20 protein-coding genes are annotated in these 17,860 nt (G+C 68.3%); 10 read left to right on the top strand and 10 right to left on the bottom strand.

The genetic code is table 11. From position 1 onward, the window contains the following. Positions 1-5: 5 nt before the first annotated feature. On the bottom strand, positions 6-1,187 hold the full coding sequence (locus ACFWBU_RS14020; RefSeq protein WP_240954848.1) for an MFS transporter: 1,182 nt from the start codon (positions 1,185-1,187) through the stop codon (positions 6-8). Between the two features lie 127 nt (positions 1,188-1,314). On the opposite strand from ACFWBU_RS14020, the gene ACFWBU_RS14015 reads away from it, so the two are divergent. Together ACFWBU_RS14015 and ACFWBU_RS14010 are read left to right on the top strand one after the other, a co-directional pair. Then, positions 1,315-2,088 (top strand): PIG-L family deacetylase, encoded by a 774-nt coding sequence (locus tag ACFWBU_RS14015; RefSeq protein WP_378528540.1) that lies wholly within the window; start codon positions 1,315-1,317, stop codon positions 2,086-2,088. A 36-nt stretch (positions 2,089-2,124) separates the two neighbouring features. Beyond that, positions 2,125-3,195, top strand: coding sequence for a tocopherol cyclase family protein (locus tag ACFWBU_RS14010; protein WP_378528539.1), 1,071 nt, complete (start codon positions 2,125-2,127; stop codon positions 3,193-3,195). 26 nt (positions 3,196-3,221) lie between these two features. On the opposite strand, the gene ACFWBU_RS14005 is transcribed toward ACFWBU_RS14010, so the two are convergent. From ACFWBU_RS14005 to ACFWBU_RS13995, 3 genes are all read right to left on the bottom strand, one after another. After that, positions 3,222-4,532, bottom strand: coding sequence for an ROK family protein (locus tag ACFWBU_RS14005; RefSeq protein WP_296549443.1), 1,311 nt, complete (start codon positions 4,530-4,532; stop codon positions 3,222-3,224). Between the two features lie 305 nt (positions 4,533-4,837). Then, positions 4,838-5,491 (bottom strand): TetR/AcrR family transcriptional regulator, encoded by a 654-nt coding sequence (locus ACFWBU_RS14000; protein WP_378528537.1) that lies wholly within the window; start codon positions 5,489-5,491, stop codon positions 4,838-4,840. A gap of 11 nt (positions 5,492-5,502) precedes the next feature. Beyond that, positions 5,503-6,696 carry an epoxide hydrolase family protein gene (locus ACFWBU_RS13995; protein ID WP_378528536.1) on the bottom strand — a complete coding sequence of 398 codons (1,194 nt, stop codon included), beginning with the start codon at positions 6,694-6,696 and terminating at the stop codon, positions 5,503-5,505. Positions 6,697-6,812: 116 nt separating this feature from the next. Between ACFWBU_RS13995 and ACFWBU_RS13990 the strand changes: the two genes are divergently transcribed. After that, positions 6,813-7,562 (top strand): SDR family NAD(P)-dependent oxidoreductase, encoded by a 750-nt coding sequence (locus tag ACFWBU_RS13990; RefSeq protein WP_169619372.1) that lies wholly within the window; start codon positions 6,813-6,815, stop codon positions 7,560-7,562. Positions 7,563-7,582: 20 nt separating this feature from the next. Here ACFWBU_RS13990 and ACFWBU_RS13985 read toward each other — a convergent pair whose 3' ends face one another. Beyond that, positions 7,583-8,629 carry a UDP-N-acetylmuramate dehydrogenase gene (locus ACFWBU_RS13985; RefSeq protein ID WP_296549651.1) on the bottom strand — a complete coding sequence of 349 codons (1,047 nt, stop codon included), beginning with the start codon at positions 8,627-8,629 and terminating at the stop codon, positions 7,583-7,585. A 71-nt stretch (positions 8,630-8,700) separates the two neighbouring features. Between ACFWBU_RS13985 and ACFWBU_RS13980 the strand changes: the two genes are divergently transcribed. The 3 genes from ACFWBU_RS13980 to ACFWBU_RS13970 are packed head-to-tail and all read left to right on the top strand — an operon-like array spanning position 8,701 to position 10,560. Next, entirely contained in the window at positions 8,701-9,210 is a 510-nt protein-coding gene (locus ACFWBU_RS13980) for a DUF2505 domain-containing protein (RefSeq protein ID WP_169619370.1), read from the top strand. A gap of 53 nt (positions 9,211-9,263) precedes the next feature. Further along, positions 9,264-9,764, top strand: a complete 501-nt coding sequence (locus tag ACFWBU_RS13975; protein WP_378528535.1) for a DUF2505 domain-containing protein — start codon at positions 9,264-9,266, stop codon at positions 9,762-9,764. Between the two features lie 7 nt (positions 9,765-9,771). Next, positions 9,772-10,560 (top strand): class I SAM-dependent methyltransferase, encoded by a 789-nt coding sequence (locus ACFWBU_RS13970; RefSeq protein ID WP_169651285.1) that lies wholly within the window; start codon positions 9,772-9,774, stop codon positions 10,558-10,560. A gap of 16 nt (positions 10,561-10,576) precedes the next feature. Here ACFWBU_RS13970 and ACFWBU_RS13965 read toward each other — a convergent pair whose 3' ends face one another. Then, on the bottom strand, positions 10,577-11,194 hold the full coding sequence (locus ACFWBU_RS13965) for a type IV toxin-antitoxin system AbiEi family antitoxin (RefSeq protein ID WP_169619364.1): 618 nt from the start codon (positions 11,192-11,194) through the stop codon (positions 10,577-10,579). Positions 11,195-11,297: 103 nt separating this feature from the next. Here ACFWBU_RS13965 and ACFWBU_RS13960 point away from each other — a divergent pair, with 103 nt between their 5' ends. Then, a complete protein-coding gene (locus ACFWBU_RS13960) occupies positions 11,298-12,050 on the top strand; it encodes a DUF2993 domain-containing protein (protein WP_169619362.1) in 753 nt (250 codons plus the stop codon). A 7-nt stretch (positions 12,051-12,057) separates the two neighbouring features. Here ACFWBU_RS13960 and deoC read toward each other — a convergent pair whose 3' ends face one another. Then, complete coding sequence (gene deoC, locus ACFWBU_RS13955; protein WP_169619360.1) at positions 12,058-12,723, bottom strand: deoxyribose-phosphate aldolase; 666 nt, start codon at positions 12,721-12,723, stop codon at positions 12,058-12,060. A 64-nt stretch (positions 12,724-12,787) separates the two neighbouring features. On the opposite strand from deoC, the gene ACFWBU_RS13950 reads away from it, so the two are divergent. From ACFWBU_RS13950 to purU, 3 genes are read left to right on the top strand one after another with little or no spacing between them, the layout of a single operon-like run. Then, a complete protein-coding gene (locus ACFWBU_RS13950) occupies positions 12,788-13,324 on the top strand; it encodes a GNAT family N-acetyltransferase (RefSeq protein WP_169651570.1) in 537 nt (178 codons plus the stop codon). Beyond that, positions 13,321-14,220 (top strand): class I SAM-dependent methyltransferase, encoded by a 900-nt coding sequence (locus ACFWBU_RS13945; protein ID WP_378528534.1) that lies wholly within the window; start codon positions 13,321-13,323, stop codon positions 14,218-14,220. Before ACFWBU_RS13950 ends, ACFWBU_RS13945 begins: the two co-directional genes overlap by 4 nt. Positions 14,221-14,277: 57 nt before the next feature. Further along, on the top strand, positions 14,278-15,165 hold the full coding sequence (gene purU, locus ACFWBU_RS13940) for a formyltetrahydrofolate deformylase (RefSeq protein WP_169619356.1): 888 nt from the start codon (positions 14,278-14,280) through the stop codon (positions 15,163-15,165). A gap of 45 nt (positions 15,166-15,210) precedes the next feature. On the opposite strand, the gene ACFWBU_RS13935 is transcribed toward purU, so the two are convergent. The 3 genes from ACFWBU_RS13935 to ACFWBU_RS13925 form a co-directional block, all read right to left on the bottom strand. Further along, a complete protein-coding gene (locus ACFWBU_RS13935; protein WP_378528533.1) occupies positions 15,211-16,251 on the bottom strand; it encodes an alpha/beta fold hydrolase in 1,041 nt (346 codons plus the stop codon). A 108-nt stretch (positions 16,252-16,359) separates the two neighbouring features. After that, the gene (locus tag ACFWBU_RS13930) at positions 16,360-17,307 is read right to left on the bottom strand and encodes a diiron oxygenase (RefSeq protein WP_378528532.1); all 948 of its coding nucleotides are present in this window, start codon (positions 17,305-17,307) and stop codon (positions 16,360-16,362) included. A gap of 111 nt (positions 17,308-17,418) precedes the next feature. After that, positions 17,419-17,709 (bottom strand): DUF2516 family protein, encoded by a 291-nt coding sequence (locus tag ACFWBU_RS13925; protein ID WP_169619351.1) that lies wholly within the window; start codon positions 17,707-17,709, stop codon positions 17,419-17,421. Positions 17,710-17,860 lie beyond the last annotated feature (151 nt).

Below are 17,860 nucleotides of genomic sequence, written 5' to 3'. Positions count from 1 at the left end.
GCGCGTCACTGTATCCGGGACCGCAGATGGATCCCCGTGGCGCAGGCCACAGCGATCAGACCTGCGGCGATACCGACTCCGAACCCCGCGGTGACGCCGACGTGATCGATGACCTGGCCGACTGCCGCCGACCCCAGGGCCACACCGACGCCGAGGCCCGCCACGGTCCACGTGATGCTCTCCGTGAGCTGACGCGCGGGCACGATCTGCTGAGTCAGGGAGGTGGCGACGATCATGGCCGGCGAGATCGCGCAGCCCGCCATCAGATAGAGCACCGCGAGGACGGGAACCGTGCCGGCGAGCAGCAGCGGCCACAGCAGGACGGACAGCGCCGCCGTCGCGATGAGCAACTGCCGTGCCGGCGCGGAATGCGCCACCCGAGACCCGAAGACCAGGCCGCTCAGGGCCGAGCCCGTCGCGAACAGCGCGATCACGAAGGTCGCGGCGCCGGGCGCGTCCCGCTCGGCGGTGAACGCGACCGCAACGACGTCGATCACAGCGAAGACCACACCGATCGCGACCATCATCGCGATGATCGCCAGCAACGCGGGCAAGCGGAGCAGCTTGACGCCGGGCGAGTCCGAGCGGTGGCGATGCACGGGCGGTTCGGTCTTTCGCAGCCCCGCGAGGGTGAAGGTTCCGACGAGCAGCAGGATCGCGGCGAGCAGCGGGCCGGCTTCGGGAAACACCGCCACTCCGAGCCCCACCGACAGCACCGGGCCGACGATGAAACACACCTCGTCGATCACCGCTTCGAGCGCGAACGCCGTCCGGAGCCGGGCCGTACCGCCGTACAACTCGGTCCATCGTGCGCGGACCATCGCGCCGATCGTAGGCATCAGGCCGGCGGGGAGCGCACACACGAACAGCAACGCGACGGGAGCCTCGAGGCGCACGCCCGCGAGCATTGCGACGATCGCCGTGGCGCTGACGACCGCGGCAGCGGGCAGTACCCGGCGTTGCCCGTGCCGGTCCACGGCCCGCGACACCAGCGGTGTGAACAACGCGTACGACAAGGCGAACACCGCGGACAACGCGCCGCCGAGTCCGTAGTTGCCTCGCAGCTGCGAGAACATGGTGACGATTCCGATTCCGACCATTGCGATCGGCAACCGCGCCACGAATCCGGCCGCGCAGAACGCCACCGATCCCGGCGCGGTGAACAACTCGCGGTACGAGCCGCCCAGCCTCTGTGACACGTGTGCTCTCGTTCTCTTCTCTGATGGGATGTCGATATGCCCGACCCTCGCCGTCCCGGGTCGCTTCCGGCCCGGGTAACCCCACGGAACAGTTATCCGTGCCAGCATTCACGGTATGGGCGTCCTCTTATGCTTTCACGCGCACCCCGACGACGAGGTGTTCACCACAGGCGGTGCGATGCGGCTGGCGGCCGACGCGGGGCACCGGGTCGTACTCGTCGTTGCCACCGACGGTGCACAAGGCGAGCACCCGGACGGGCTGCTCGCCCCGGGAGAGAGCCTCGCCGACCGACGGATCCGCGAAGTCGAACGTTCCGCCGAGGCCCTCGGAGTGTCGCGGCTGGTCACTTTCGGGTACGCGGACTCGGGGATGGCGGGCACACCGGCCAACGATGCCCCTGGCGCGTTCGCTCGCGTCGACGTCGAGGAGGCGGCTGCGCGCCTCGCAGCCGTGATCGAGGAGGAGCATGCCGACGTGGTGACGATCTACGACCCGAACGGGGGGTACGGGCACCCCGATCACATTCAGGTACACCGCGTCGGTGTGCGGGCGGAGGCACAGACCGGGCATCACGCCGTGTACGAGTCCTCCATGAACCGTGACCACCTGAAGCGGCTGTTCGCGGCGATCCCCGACATGGCGGAGGGCGCGCGGCCGCCGGACCTCGACGCATTCGGCCTGCCGGAGAGTGAACTGACCACCGCGGTCGACGTGTCCGCAGCGATCGCCGCCAAACGTGCGGCGATGCACGCACACGAGTCGCAGATCGGCGATTTCGGCCCCATGCTGGGTATGAGCGACGAAGAGTTGAGGGCCGCGTTCGGCACCGAATGGTTCCGGCTGCGGGGGACTCCGCCCGGTCTCCACGAAACTTCGCTTCCACTCTAGAGATACGACGTGCCGTACCGACGAGAAGGAGAACCGATGGAACATCGAGGACGCCGAGCGACGCGTGAGAGCAACAACAGGTCGCTGCTCGAGCGCTATCGTGCGACCGGCGCAGATCTTCCGTTCGGCAACCCGCTCGTCGCGCACGGCGTCGCGATGGAGGGCTACTTCTGGCGGTTCACACAGCCCGACACCGGGCGGGTGATCATCGCACTGTGCGGCGTCAACCGCTCCGACGACGGGCATTGGGCAACTCTGGGTTTCGCCGCGCATCCCAACGGATTCCTGCGTACGACTACGCATCCCGAAGCAGCAGCGGACGTGGCGCAACTGGGAGCGACAGCAGGATCGGCATTCCGTGGTGACCCCGACCGTGTCCTGATGGACCTCGGTGAGGACGGTCGACTCGACGTCCGGATCGTCCCCACCCTCCCCTGGCCCCGGCGCCGATTCGGCGGGTCGAGCGTGTTCCAGACGGTTCCGGCATTGAATCAGTATTGGCATCCGTGGCTTCTCGGGGCCCGCGCCGAAGGGTACGCGGTACTCGGGGACGAGAAGTGGGACCTCGACGGCGCACAGGTCTACGGCGAAAAGAACTGGGGTAAAGGCGGTTTCCCCGAATCGTGGTGGTGGGGACAGGCGCAGGGATTCGCCGATCCCGAGGCGTGTGTGGCGTTCGCCGGCGGCCAGGTGCATTCCGGCCCCCTGCGTACCGAGGTGACCGCCGTCGTCGTGGCGCTGCCGGGCGGACCGGTGGTGCGACTGGGCAATCCCGTGACCTCGCCCGTGCGGGCCACCGTCACGGACGAGACCTGGTCGCTACAGGGACGGAACCGCCGGTGGAGTATCGAGATCGAGGCGGCCTCACCCATCGGATCGGCCCACGTACTCCCGGTTCCGCTGCCCGCCGAGCGGCGCAACGTACCCGGGGCGATCGAACATCTCGCGGGATCGATGAGTGTCACCGTGCGTGAGCGCGGGAAGACGGTATGGTCCGGCGAGTCTCGGCTTGCCGCACTCGAGCACGGCGGTCTCGACCGGGCCCGAGCCGAACTGGACCGGCGGGGAGCGGACTCCGCCGCCACGGACGGACCCCCCTTGCTCTGACGGGCCGTGTGCGAACCGGGTTCGGGTTACCCCGCCGCTCGTCGCATGGCGGCGAGCGGGTCGGAGTACAGCGAACTCAGCGACACCACCCCGGCTGCGTGCGCCTGCACCCGGTTTCCGAACCCCGTGATGCGGATGTCCTTGCGGGGCAGGGTCGACGACCGAGCGAATGCATCGGCGACGTGCGGCACCGCGGCCGGGTACTCGGTGAACGCCTGACCACCGAGGATCACGCGGTCCGGGTTGAACAGATCCCGGAGCATTCCGACGGTGCGCCCGAGGACGGTGGCCCGCTCGACGAGCAGATCGTGGGCGGGCGCCGACCCTGCCCGCGCGAGGCGATACACGGCCTGGACGGTCGTCTCGTCGCCGTCGCCGAGAATCCCGTCGGCGCGCGCCCGTTGTGCGACCGCGTGGTCGCTCACCGTCGCCTCGAGGCAGCCGGTGGCATTGCAGGCGCACGACGCGGACGAGCCGGTGGGCAAGTGCGATATCGACCCGGGCCCACCGGCCGGCGTGTGCACCTTGCCGTCGAAAGTGAGGGCGACGCCGGCCGTTTCCCGTGCGTAGAAGTACAGGCTCGTGCCCTTGAGGTCGGCGGCGTCGCGGTCGCGGGTCAGAAGAAGTTCCGAGGCCGCCATCGCCTCGACGTGTGCGGCGACGGACACCGGCAGACCGAACCCACCCCCGACAACCGCACCGACCCGCGCACCGGACCATCCCAGGCGAGGGTGGTCGGCGAGCCCGGTCACCGAATCGACGCGGCCTCCCAGCGCGACGCCGACCCACAGGGGCGTCCGACGGTGCCAGCGGGCCGCAAAAGCTCTGGCGCTGGCGGTGATCGACGCGAGCGCGAGGTTCTGGTCACCGGTCGGGGTCGGCACCTCGACGGCCCCGATGATGCGCCCGCGCAGATCGCTCGCGACGATGCCCGTGGTCACGGCACCGATGTGGATGCCGACGGTGAGATACCGCTCGTGATCGACCTCGACCGGCACCCGGGGGCGGCCGATCGCACCGGACTCGACGAGGTCGGCGCGTTCGCGGAGCAGGCCCGCGGCGAGGAGCGCCGAGACCTGGCGGTTGACGGTGGCGATGCTCGACCCGGTGACCTTCGCGATGATGTCGCGGGAGATCGGGCCGCGCTGGGCGGCGACCCGGAAGACCGAGGCGCCCGTACCGTCGGCGATCTTGAGATCGGGTGGAACGATCCTGACCTGCTGCGAGGTACGAATCGTAGTGCGGCTGCGGGCCGGTGCGACGGTGCGCGAACCGCTACGTGGTGCGGAAGGGCGCGGAGAGAGAAGTGCGGACGGGGAGAGAGTGGGAGCGCTCACGGCTGTTCCTTGCTGCTGGCCCCGGGCGTGATCGGCATCCGGGAAGGGCGAAAGACGAAGGTCGACGCACCGAATACCGACGACGTGTGGCCACGTCCGGTGAAGAGATCCGTGAGAACGGGATCAGGATCGGCGCGGAGTTACTTTCCGCAGCAGCGACAACAGAGTTCGCGCGCCAGAGGCAGCCGTGATCCCAACGCGGCGGTCACGTATGTGACGCGCGGAGTGGAGGTAGGGCCGACCGACATGGGGTCGAACTTATCGCCCGAACCGGCGGGTGTCCAGTTGTAGGCAGGCCGAACGGTTCACGACGCGCGGCGGGCGTCGTGGGTTTCGTCCGAGACCGGAGCGAGGAGCAACGCCTCCCACGCGTCGACGAGCGCCGTCAACTCGGTCCGTGTCGGGGGAAGCCCGCGCCGGTCGTAATGCGCGAGACGTCCGAGGATGCTGCCGTACACCAGGTCCAGTCGCTGGGTCCCGATGTCGTCCGGAAGGTGCCCGATCGATGTCCGGAGAGCGAGATCCGCATCCCTTCCGGTCGCCCCCGCGCACGGATGCGCGCCGGGTATGTCGCACCAGAACCGGTCGCTGTGCATCAGCCGGTCGAGCAGGGCGACGTAACGGTTGTTACGGCCGATCGTGCCGGCGAGCGGCTTCACGATCGCCCACAACGCATCCCGCGTCGACAACCGGCCCTTCTCCGCGAGCATCTCCGCGAGCAGCGCGGCGCGCTCGGAGTCCACCGAAGGAAGTCGGTGGGTGAACACCGCCAGCAACAGCCCTTCCTTCGTGCCGAAGTAGTATCCGATCGCCGACGAGTTGTGCTGGCCGGCGGCCTTACGGATGTCCGCGAGGGTGACCCCGTCGTAACCACGACGCGCGAAGAGTCGTTCGGCGGCCTCTACGAGCCGGATACGGGTCTGCTCCCCCGAGCTGTAACGCCCCCGAGTGGTCGTCATGGGCGCTCACATTAGCGCCGACCCGCCGTCTTCGCAGGTCGGACGCGGGTGGAGGTCAGCGACCGGAAGAACTCACGCATATCCGCCGCCAGCCGGTCGGGTTGTTCGAGGGCGGCGAAGTGGCCGCCGTCGTCGACGTCGACCCATCGGACGATGGTGTTCTCCGTCTCGGAGAAACGGCGGACGCCGACGTCGCCGGCGAACACTATCGCCGCGGTCGGGACGCCGGAGTTCGGCTTGGCTTCACCCCAGCCCCCGTCCCCGGCCTGCGCGTAACCGACATACGCGGCGCTTCCCGCTGTACCGGTGAGCCAGTACAACATCACGTTCGTGATCAGCCACTCCTTGGACACCACCTCCTCCGGAAGTGCCTCACGGGGCCAGGTCCATTCGCGAAACTTCTCGATGATCCAGGCGAGTTGCCCTACCGGCGAGTCGACGAGCCCGTACGCAAGGGTCTGAGGACGTGTTGCCTGGATGGTGTAGTAGCCGGACTGCTCGGTCATGAACTCCTGAACCGCCGCGACCCGGCGCAGTTCGAGGTCGGTCAGACCGGCGAGGTCGTTGTCGTCCTGCACAACGGGGTACGGCCCCGGGCCACCGTTCGTATGGACGCCGATGACCCGGTCCGGTGCCACCCTTCCGACTTCCGGGGACACGTCGGCGCCGAGGTCTCCGCCGTGCGTTCCGAACCGTTCGTAGCCGAGCCGTGTCATGAGTTCGACCCACGTCCGCGCGATGCGGTCCGTAGTCCAGCCACCCTCGGAGGTCGGGCCGGAGAATCCGAATCCGGGGAGCGCCGGAACGACCAGATGGAAAGCATCCTCGGGGTCCGCAGGGTCCGTCAGGAGGGGCGCGAGTCCGACGAATTCGAGCACCGATCCCGGCCACCCGTGAGTGAGCAGCAGGGGTGTCGCATTCTCGTGCCGGGACCGGAAGTGGAGAAACCAGATCCGTTGGCCGTCGATCTCGGTGGTGAACTGTGGAAGCGCATTGATCTTCGCTTCCGCTGCGCGCCAGTCGTATTCGTTGCGCCAATAGCGAACGAGCTCGGCGAGGTAACTCACGGGAACCCCCGTCGACCAGTCGTCGCCCGGCAACGCTGTGGGCAGGCGCGCCCGATCGAGGCGAGAACGGAGGTCGTCGAGGGCGCTGTGGGGAATGTCGATGCGGAACGGGGCGACACTCGTGGTGGAAGTAGTCATGACAAGAGCCTGACCCCTATTCCGGACGATTCCGGTCCTCGTTGCCGCTACCTCCCGAAACCGGCCGTTCCCTGTCCGGCGACCTGCACGACTCGCACGACATTACGATCGGAGCCATGACCATCTCCCCCGATTCCCGCATCGCCGTCGTCACCGGAGCATCCTCCGGCATCGGCGAGGCCACCGCACGCACTCTCGCCGCCCAGGGGTTCCACGTCGTGGTCGGAGCACGCCGACTCGACCGGCTCGAGCGACTCGCCGACGAAATCGGTGGCACCGCACTCGAACTGGACGTCACCGACGAGGATTCCGTCGATGCCTTCACGACCGTCATTCCCCGTGTCGACGTCCTGATCAACAACGCGGGCGGCGCGAAGGGACTCGCGACGGTCGCCGAAGCCGACGAGGACGACTGGCGCTGGATGTGGGAGACCAACGTCCTCGGCACGCTGCGGGTCACCAAGGCGCTCATCCCCAAGCTCATCGCCTCCGGCGACGGGCTCATCGTCACCATCACCTCGGTTGCGGCGCTGGAGGCGTACGACAACGGCTCGGGGTACACCACCGCGAAACACGCGCAGGCCGTACTGCACCGGACGCTGCGCGGCGAACTGCTCGGCTTGCCCGTGCGCCTGACCGAGATCGCGCCCGGCGCCGTCGAGACGGAGTTTTCCTTGGTGCGTTTCGAGGGCGACCAGGAGCGTGCCGACAAGGTGTACGAGGGGATCACCCCCCTCGTCGCTCAGGACATCGCCGAGATCATCGGCTTCGTGGCGTCACGGCCGTCGCACGTCAATCTCGATCAGATCGTCGTCAAGCCACGTGACCAGGCGAGCGCAGGACGTTTTCACCGCACCACGGAGTAGTCCGGCGGACCGAGTCCGCTTCAGATCTCACAGCCGACGGTGACGGGTTCGGGGTGCAGGCGCACTCCGAACACGTCCTCGACGCGATCACGGATCTGCCGCGCGAGCGCCAGGAGATCCGCGGTCGTCGCGTCGCCCCGATTGGTCAGCGCGAGAGTGTGTTTCGTGGATAAGCTCGCGGGCGCCTCCGGCCCGGGAAATCCCTTCGCGAATCCCGCGCGCTCGATGAGCCACGCCGCCGACAGCTTCGTGCCCCCGTCCGCGGGGTACTGCGGAATACGAACGTCCGGTCCGACGCGAGAAGCGATCGCCTCGAGCACTCCGCCGAGGCGCTCGTCCGGCACGACCGGATTGGTGAAGAACGACCCGGCACTCCACGTGTCGTGGTCGGCCGGATCGAGCACCATGCCCTTGCCGCGCCGCAACCCCAGCACGTGGTCGCGGACCTGTGCCGTGGGTCTGCGTTCACCTTGCTCAGCGCCGAGCGCGACCGAGAGTTCGCGGTACCCGAGCGGTGCACTCATCCCGTCGGCGCGCACGTCGAGTTCGATTTCCAGGACGACGGCGTGGTCCGAGTGCTTGAGAATGCTCGTCCGGTAGCCGAGTCCCAGAGCGGCGGGCTCGACCCACCCGGTCTCACCCGTGCGACGGTCGAGCAGCCGCACCCGGCGCAGGAGCGACCCGACCTCCACGCCGTAGGCACCGACGTTCTGCACCGGTGTCGCACCTGCGGATCCGGGAATCCCCGACAGGCACTCGAGCCCGCCCACTCCGGCGGTCACGGCCGCCTCGACCACGGCGTCCCATACAGCCCCGGCGTCCGCGCGCACCACCGACTCGGTCACGGTGATCTCACCGGTCGCGATGCGCACCACGACACCGTCGAAGCCGTCGTCACCGATCACCAGGTTGGAGCCACCGGCAAGCAGCAGAACAGGCACCTTCTGCTCGTCGAGGAGGCGGATCACCTCCACCAGCACGTCCGTGGAGGTGCATTCGACGAGGTACTCGGCGGGCCCTCCGAGACGCAGCGTCGTCAAGGTGGACAGCGGTACATGTTCGGAAATCACGGCCCCCGCGTCGGCGAGCCGTGCCCTGAGTCGTGGATCGAGCACCTGCAAACGGTAGCGTGCCCCGCATGGGCAGCCCTATCGACCACTCTGTGACCTACTCGTTCTCGCCGGCAGCGGTGCACGCGGCGTTCGTCGACCCGCAGTACTGGCACACCCGATTGACGGAGGTGGGCGGGCCCGGCGCAGCAGTGGAGTCGGTCGAGACCGGCGACGGCACCATCGACCTCACGCTGCAGCAGGCCATTCCGGCCGAGCAACTGCCGAGCGTCGTGACGAGCATCCGGCCGGGCGACCTCGTGATCCACCGCCAGGAGTCGTGGGGTCCGCTCACCGGTGACCGCGCGCAGGGCACGTTCTCCGCACGGGTCGACGGCATGCCCGGACACGTGGAGGGCACCTTCACCCTCCAGGGCGACGGCAACGAGTCGATGGTCGTGATCGAGGGCCGGGTCGAGGTGAAGATCCCTTTCCTGGGCTCCAAGATCGAAGGTCTCATCGTCGACGAACTCGTCGGCCTGTTCACCGCGGAACAGACCTTCACCGCGTCGTGGCTCGAAGGCGACCGCTCTGCCTGACGGTCCGACCACGATTTCGTCGTAGCCTGGGCCGGGCGGTACCCTGACCTGCCGTGTCCCGGCGTATCGACTACTCTGCCCGCTTCCCGTATCCACCGGAGCGGGTCTACGGGGCGCTCGCCGACCGCGACCACTGGGAAGCGCGCACCCGCGAGATGCGCAAATACTCCGAGAATCACGTCGAGGAATTCACGGTTTCCGAGAGCGGCATCCACGTCGTGCTGCACCATGTCATCCCGCGTGCCGATCTTCCCGATCTTGCCCGGACCGTCATGAAAAAAGACATGGTGATCACCCGGACGGAAAGCTACGGCCCGTTCGGCGAGTGCTCTTCGGGACGCTACGAAGCGTCCGTGCCGGCCGGCCCCGGGCGACTGACCGGCACGATGGACCTCTTCGGTCACGAGGACGGGACCACCCTGCGCACCACGTCCGAAGCAAAAGTCCATCTGCCGCTCGTCGGCGGAAAACTCGAAGACCTGATCTTGACCAATCTCGTCGAGGTGTTCGCCGTCGAAGCGGCGATCACCACCGACTGGCTCGGCCGGCAGTAGCCCGGGGGTGCGCGGACAGCGCCCGGTCGGTGTCGTCACTCGCGGCACCACCGGGATCAACAGATTGCGGCGCAGCGACCGCTGGGCGATGCACGACCCCACCGTTGTGGGCGCGCTCGCGGAGGCAGCCCATCCCCTGGTGGTCGATCTGGGTTACGGCGCGATGCCGGTCACCACGCTGGAGTTCGCGGCCCGTCTCCGGACGGTGCGCCCCGATGTGCGCATGGTGGGCCTCGAAATCGATCCCGACCGGGTGGTACCTGGGCGCGACGGGGTGGAGTTCGCGCGTGGCGGGTTCGAACTCGCGGGACTACGCCCGAACCTCGTGCGCGCATTCAACGTGCTTCGGCAGTATCCGGAAGATGCGGTGGATTCGGCCTGGGCACAGTTACGAGCCGGACTTGCCCCCGGCGGGCTGCTCATCGACGGAACCTGCGACGAACTCGGCCGCCGTTGCGCGTGGGTCCTGCTCGACGAGGACGGTCCGCTCTCGCTGACCCTGGCATGGAGTCCCTTCCATGTGTCCACGCCGTCGGATGTCGCCGAACGACTCCCGAAGGCCTTGATCCACAGGAACATCCAGGGTGAAGGCATCCACGAGTTGTTGCAGGCAGCGGATCGGGCATGGGCCACGGCCGCTCCGTACGCATCCTTCGGCCCTCGGGTTCGGTGGCGCGCGACGCTCGAGCATCTCCGCGAGCAAGGGGTGCCGGTGCAGGCGCAGCGCCGTCGCATGCGCGATTGTGTGCTGTCGGTGCCGTGGAGTGTCGTCGCCCCCGCGATGGCCCCGGTGTAAGCGAGACTGCTGCCGGTCAGCCGGCGGACAGCAATGCGAGTGCGATGCGATCGGCCACGGTGGCGGGCTCCCCTGCGACCGCGGCGTGCAGTTCGTCGGAGTCGACACGCCCGAGTGTGATCGCGTCTCCCACGAGTTCGTCGAGCACCTCCTGCGACACGCCACCGGCAGCGAGGTCCACAGCGGTCCGCGCGGGTGTCGTGACGCGGAAACATCCGACGACTTCGCAGTCCCGGTCCGACAGCACCCGATGGTGCAGCGCCAGCCGATTGCTCGGGACCGTGCGCTGATCCAGCGTGGACAGGTGCAGGAAGCGTGGCTGCAGGTGCCCCATGCCGTGCAGGTCGGCGGCGCTCTGGTGTGAGACGACCGCGGCGCCTTCGTACCAGGCACACCACCGTGCGAATTCGTCGAACTTCGTCTGCGGACTGTCGCTCATCCGAAACAGGTCGGTGTCGATCCGGATCCACAGACCCGCTTCGATGCGGGGCCGGAAGCCGTCGGTACCGATACCGTTCCCGGTAGCCTGACGCGCGGTGAAATACCCGGCCTGAGCCACGGCGAGCTGCCGCAACAGGCTGTCGGGATCGACCTGCCCGGATGCGCCGCTCTCTGAATCCGCCCACCCTGTCATGGCCGCCAGCCTACCGAACTCATGTGGTGTAGCTCACAGATTCGGGCCAACGAGTGTGCATGTGCTCATAGCTTCCTCAGACTTGTGCTGAACAATCTCGACCATGACGCAAAGGAACCGCACCCGACTCGTCACGATCGCCGTCGTTCTCGTCGCCGCCCTCGTCGCGGTACTCGTGGGCGCCGAGGTCTACGTCCGCAATCGCGCCACGACCTGCCTGGCTCAGTCGTTCGAGAGTGAACTCGGTACCGGTGTGGACGTGGACCTGAGCTGGAAACCTGTCCTGTTGCAGCTCGTCGACAAGCAGGTTCCGTCCGTCACCCTCGACAGCGACGACACCGCGTTCGGCCCCGCCGAGGAGATGCAGGTGCACGCGGTCGTCCGGAACGTGGACCTGCGAGACTCCGCGGAGGGTGCCGGCACCATCGGAAGCTCCAGCGCCGAGGTCACCTGGCCCACCAGCGGCATCCTCGCGACCGTGCAAGCGCAGTCGGTGGGCGGACTGGTCAGCGATGTCACCGCCGATCCCGCCGCCGGGACGCTGACGTTCGTCGTCGGCGGGGACGGTCTCGCCGAATTCACGGTGCGGCCCACCGTGACCGACGGAGCGGTCGCCGTCCAGACGGTCGACGCCTCGGTTCTCGGCTTCGGGTTGCCGACCTCGCTCGTGGACGGGATCGTGGAGATCCTGACCTCGGGGCTGCAGCAGTACCCGCTCGGGATGAAGGCGACCGCCGTGTCCGTCACCGACGCCGGCGTCGAACTCACCCTCGAGGGCGGCAGTTACGTGCTCCCGGAGAACCCGGAAGGAGCACAGCAGCAGCAGGACCAGGGTTCGTGCGGCGTGCTCGTGTGACAGGCGGTCAGTCGGGCAAGCCGTCGAGGACGGCCCGGCTCCCCGAGAGCCCCAGGCGCGTCGCGCCCGCTTCGATCATGCGGACGGCGGCGTCCGCCGTGCGGATTCCGCCGCTCGCCTTGATACCGAGACGGCCACCGACCGTCTCCGCCATCAGCCGCACAGCATGCTCGGTGGCACCACCGGCGGGGTGGAAACCCGTCGAGGTCTTCACGAAGTTCGCCCCGGCATTCGCGGCCGCGCGGCACACCTCGACGATCGCCTCGTCCGACAACGCAGCGGATTCGATGATCACCTTGAGCACTGGATCGAACCCGATCGCCTCGCGCACGGTGAGAATGTCCGCGAGAACGGCGTTGTAGTCCCCTGCCACAGCCGCGCCGATGTCGATCACCATGTCGACCTCGCGGGCCCCTTCCTCCACCGCGAGGCGGGCTTCCGCCCCTTTGATCAGCGAGTGGTGCTTGCCCGAGGGGAAACCGGCGACGGTCGCGATCACCAGGCCCTCGGCACGGAGCGGAAGCATCGAGGGCGACACGCACACCGCGTACACGCCGAGTTCCCGGGCTTCGTCGACGAGGGCGCGCACCGCCTGCGACGACGCCTCCGGAGCCAGCAGGGTGTGGTCGATCATCGCGGCGACCCGCGAGCGGGTGAGCGTGGTGTCGGACATGACGCCAGCTTTCCACACCGCAAAAGAGGTTGCCGGTCACGCGCGGTGCGGCCAGACTTGCGGGGTGATCATTCGCCGGGAACTGCCGTCGGACTCGGGTGCTGTGTACGAGGTTCATCGCCGGGCCTTCGCCGCCGTCACCCCGCCCGGCCTCGTCCCGGTCGAGCCCGGCCTCGTCGACACCCTCCGCACCGGGCCCCACTGGCTGCCCCCGTTCTCACTGGTGTGCGAGCACGCGACGAACGGCATCGTCGGTCACGTCTGTGCGACCCGCGGCGATGTCGGCGGGTATCCGGCCCTCGCGCTGGGGCCGATCGGGGTACTCCCCGACATGGCAAGGTTCGGGATCGGTTCGGCTCTGATGCACGCTGTGCTCGGTGCTGCCGACGCGCTCGACGAGTCGATCGTCGTGTTGCTCGGCCACCTCGACTACTACCCGCGGTTCGGGTTCGTGCCCGCGGCGGATCTCGGGATCACCCCCGACGTTCCGGAATGGGCGTCGCACCTGCAGGCGCGCCCGCTCACCGGCTACCGGCCGGAGATGACGGGCGAGTTCCGGTATCCGTCCGCGTTCTACGAACTCGGCGGGGCAGGGTCGTGAACACCGAGGAGAATCGTCCACCCGATACCGGGGCGAACCACCCGGATGGCAGCGGAGTCGCCGAGACCGCGCGCACGTTCGATGCCGCGAGCACCGACTTCGAGATACTCACGCCCACCTTGTGGGGACCGGCCGGCCAGGCGCTCGTCTTCCAGCTCGGAGTCGGTGCCGGGGACACCGTCCTCGACGCCTGTTGCGGCGCCGGCGCGTCGGCTGTTCCCGCCGCGATGGCGGTCGGGCCCACCGGGCGGGTACACGGTGTCGACCTCTCCGACGACCTGCTCGAGCGCGGCCGCCTGGTCGCCGAGACCCGCGCCCTGACCAACATCGATTTCGTGTGCGCCGACGTCACCCTGTGGGAAGCGCCCTCCGACGTACCGGAAGCCGGTTACGACGCCCTCGCGATCTCCTACGGAGTGTTCTTCCTCCCGGATATGGACGCCGCGTTCTCACGGCTCGTGGGCCTGGTTCGGCCCGGTGGACGCGTGGGGGTCACGGTATGGCGGGCGGACGCGATGAGCGACCTGCGGGACGCGGTCTTCGAGGTCGCCGCCCGGCACTCCCCCGAGTTCGCCGAGCGCGCGCCGCAATACGACCGCTCACCGCTGCGCCGCATCGACACCTCGACCGCACTCGAGACGTGGCTCGCCGCCGCCGGTACCCACTCGGTCGAGGTCCGGACGTTGTCCAACCTGATCCCGGCGACCGAGGACCTGTGCTGGGCGCTCGTCGCGGGCACCGGATGGCGGATGGCATTGTCCGGATTGGATGCGGGGCAGGTGGACTCGGTGAAGCAGGACCTGGCCGAGACGATCACCGCGCGGGGTATACACACCGTCGACGCCACTACTCTCGTCGGCACCGCGACCGTCCGGCGCCCTCCGCCGCCGATGTGAGGCCGAAGGACCCCGTCCGCGGAAAACGGATTCGGGGCACCTGAGAGAATCGGATCCATGACGCTTGCTTCCTCGACCGACAACCGCCGCTACGTCCTGACCTTGGGCTGCCCGGACACAACCGGGATCGTCGCCCGGATTTCGACCTTCCTCGCGGACGTCGGCGGTTCGATCATGGAAGCGGCGTACCACGCCGACCAGGACAGTGGCTGGTTCTTCACACGCCAGGCTGTGCGCGCCTCGTCGATCCCGTTCTCGATCGAGGAACTGCGCGCCCAATTCGCCGCGGTCGCCGAGGCCATCGGCCCGGAAACCGAATGGACACTCTCGGACACCGGCAAGCGCAAGCGTGTCGTGCTTCTCGTCAGCAAGGAAGCGCACTGTCTGCACGACATCCTGGGCAGGGTCGCGGCCGGCGAACTCGAAGCCGATGTGTGCGCGGTCATCGGGAATCATCCGGAACTCGAGTCCGTCGCGCGTCGGCACGGCATCGATTTCCATTACGTGTCGTTCCCGAAGGACCCCGCCGAGCGGGGACCGGCGTTCGAACAGGTACGCAAACTCGTCGACGCCCACGATCCGCACGCGGTGGTGCTCGCTCGCTTCATGCAGGTGCTGCCGCAGTCGCTGTGCGAGCACTGGGCGGGTCGCGCGATCAACATCCACCACAGCTTTCTTCCGTCGTTCATCGGCGCTCGCCCGTACCACCAGGCGTTCACTCGCGGCGTGAAGCTGATCGGGGCGACCTGCCACTACGTGACCGCCGAACTCGACGCCGGGCCGATCATCGAGCAGGACGTCATCCGGGTCAGCCACAGCGACAGCGTCAACGACATGGTGCGCCAGGGCCGCGACGTCGAGAAGCTCGTGCTCGCCCGCGGATTGCGCTGGCACCTCGAGGATCGAGTTCTGGTGCACGACAGCAAGACCGTGGTCTTCAGCTGATTCCGGCCGTCCCGGCGCTCGCTTCCGCCCCTCGGCGCCGGCCGCTCAGCCGACGAGCGCCTGCGCCTTCCCCACGAGATGCAGCAGTTCGTCGTTGACGCGGTCGATCGCCTCGACCGAACTCATGTGGCCCACACCGTCGAGCACGACCAGCCGCTCGAGGTTGCCTGCTTCTTCGAGTACGGCGGCGAGTCGCCGGGCATGGACGGGCGGGGTGAGGCGATCGGCGGTGCCCACGAGGACGGTGGTCGGCACCGTGAGGTTCTGCAGGCCCTCGTGGATGTCGAGTGCACTGAGTGCGTGTCCCCAGCCGCCGCGGGTGCGCGGCGGGCAGCCGAGCACGATCTGCTGGCAGAAGGCCACTTCCGCGCCGCTCGCGTTCGGCGACAGCGCGATGTAGCGCAGCGCCCGGGTGGTCATGGACGATTCGACGAGCGGAACGGTCGCACCCATCACGCGCCGGGCGACCGGCACGGGCACCTTGGGAAAGCGCTGGGGTAGCGGCACGATCGCCGAATCTGCGACGAGATTGTCGGTGCCGGTGCTGGCCAGCAGTACACCGGCGACGCGACGGTCGACCTGGTCGGGATACTTCTCGGCCCACGCGATGATGCTCATGCCGCCCATGCTGTGGCCCGCGAGGATCGCTGTGCGCCCGGCCGGCACGGTGGCGTCGAGCACCGAGTTGAGGTCGTCGGCGAGCACGTCCGCTCCGAGCGGCCGTGCGCCCGCGTCGCTGTTGCCGTGGCCGCGCTGATCGTAGACAACCACGCGGTAGTTCTCCGCGAAGGCGTTGATCTGCGGAGTCCAGTACGCCGCGTTGCACGTCCAGCCGTGGCAGAAGACCAGGGTCTGCGCCTCGGGGTCCCCGTAGGCCAGTACATTCAGGCGTGCCCCGTCGTCGGTCTGGACCTCGATCGTGTCCGGCTCGAGGGACGGGGGCGAGAGAAGCGCGTGCGGCGAGACGTCTTCCGCGCGGACGACGGTGCGTCGCCGCCGCCGTGAGGCGGCCGCCCCTGCCGCGACTCCGACGGCGAGTGCCACTCCGGCTGCAATCGGCCACGTCGTACGGGACGGCTTCTTCACTGATCGTTCTCCTGTTGTGTTGTCGTGCGGGTGCGGTGGTGTACCGGGCGCCAGAGGACCGTGTCCCAAAGGACGTGTCTAGGGGACTGTGTCTCAGAGGACTGTGTCTCAGAGGACGTGGGCCTTGCGCAGCAGAAGTGTCGACGGGCCGCCGACCAGACCCACCTCGTCGAGGAACTCGATCGTGCGGCGGGTCCCGAGCCTCAGTCTGTCCTGGTAGTGGGTGTTCTCCCGCGCTGCGGCTTTCGCCTCGGCGACGTCCAGTCCTGCTGCGGCGTACACGCGGTCGTTCACCAGGCTGGTGACGACGAAGTAGGCGCTCACACCGAGATGGAGACGGATCCACGCGCGCTCGAGCCGTGTGGCACGCCCCGCTCGGCGCCGTGTCTCCTCGCGGGCGTAACGAATGTGCCTCGACTCCTCGACGACGTGGATGTGGCTGACCGTGCGGGTGAGTGGCTGGACCCGTTCGTCCCGCATGAAGTCGCGCTGCATCATGTCGAGGATTTCCTCGGCGAACAGGGTGCCACCGTAGGCGAGGGCGCCGTTGGCCACCGCTTTGAAGATGCGCCCGCCTTCCCGGATCCAGCGCTTGGGCCGGTACGAGGGCACGCCGAACCGCTGTGCCGACCGCGCGAACATCACGGAGTGCCGGCATTCGTCGGCGATCTCGGTGAGCCCGAACTGGACGTACGGCGTGGACGGGTCGCGGCGGTAGAGATCGCGTACGAGCATCTGCATGAGGATCATCTCGAACCAGATGCCCGTACCGGCGATGCTCGCCGCTTCGTGGTTGGTGAGGGTGATGCGCTGTTCCTCGGTCATGCGTTCCCACAGGTCGGTGCCGTAGAGGCTGCACCATTCGGGGGTCATGCCGTATCTGCCCTCGAGCATGGGGGCGTCCCAGTCGATCTCGAGCGCCGGATCGTAGGACAGTCGCGCGGACGACTCGAGAAGCCGCTGCGCGGTCTCCTGCCGTTCGGCGTCGTGCGTGTTGTCGCTCGTCGCGGCAGCGGCGTGGGTGTCGCGTGCTCGGTTCGTGCGGGTGAGAGTCATGGCCGACCGCCTCGTCTCGGAGATTTACCCGTTACTCGAAGTGTCATTATCTGGATCACACTTGTCAAGGCACGAGCGGTCCTGAGCGACCGGGAGCGGTGACCGAGCGGGCTACCAGCGGCGGCGCTGAACCTCTTCGACGCGCGGCCGTACATCCACGAGGTACACGCACACCGCGACGACCGCGATGATGCCGAGCAGGCCGACAGCGCCGAACAGGATCAGCACCAGCAATGCTGCGACCAGGATGCCGAGCCATACGGGCTTGGTGAGCTTGTCGACGGCGGGAAATGCTTCCTTGGGCTGGCGAACAGCATGGAAGAGCGCGAACCCGGCTCCCGCGATCGCGATGACCTGCAGTACGAGGATGATCAAACCGGCGAGAGAATCGACATTCGTCACTCCCCCAGTCTACGAGAACCGGCTCCCGCGCGGTGAGGCGCGGGGGCCGGGCGGGACGGGCCGGCCGGGAGGAGCCGCGGGGCGTGCGCGGCGCGGCCGTGGTGGGGGGCGGCGTGGCGGCGGGGCGAGCAGGGGCCGGGGGCGTATAAAC

Source organism: Rhodococcus sp. NPDC060084 (assembly GCF_042730335.1).
Taxonomy (GTDB): Bacteria; Actinomycetota; Actinomycetes; order Mycobacteriales; family Mycobacteriaceae; genus Rhodococcus.
The sequence above is the reverse complement of the archived record's forward strand: the minus strand, read 5'-3'. Positions and strand labels throughout refer to the sequence as shown.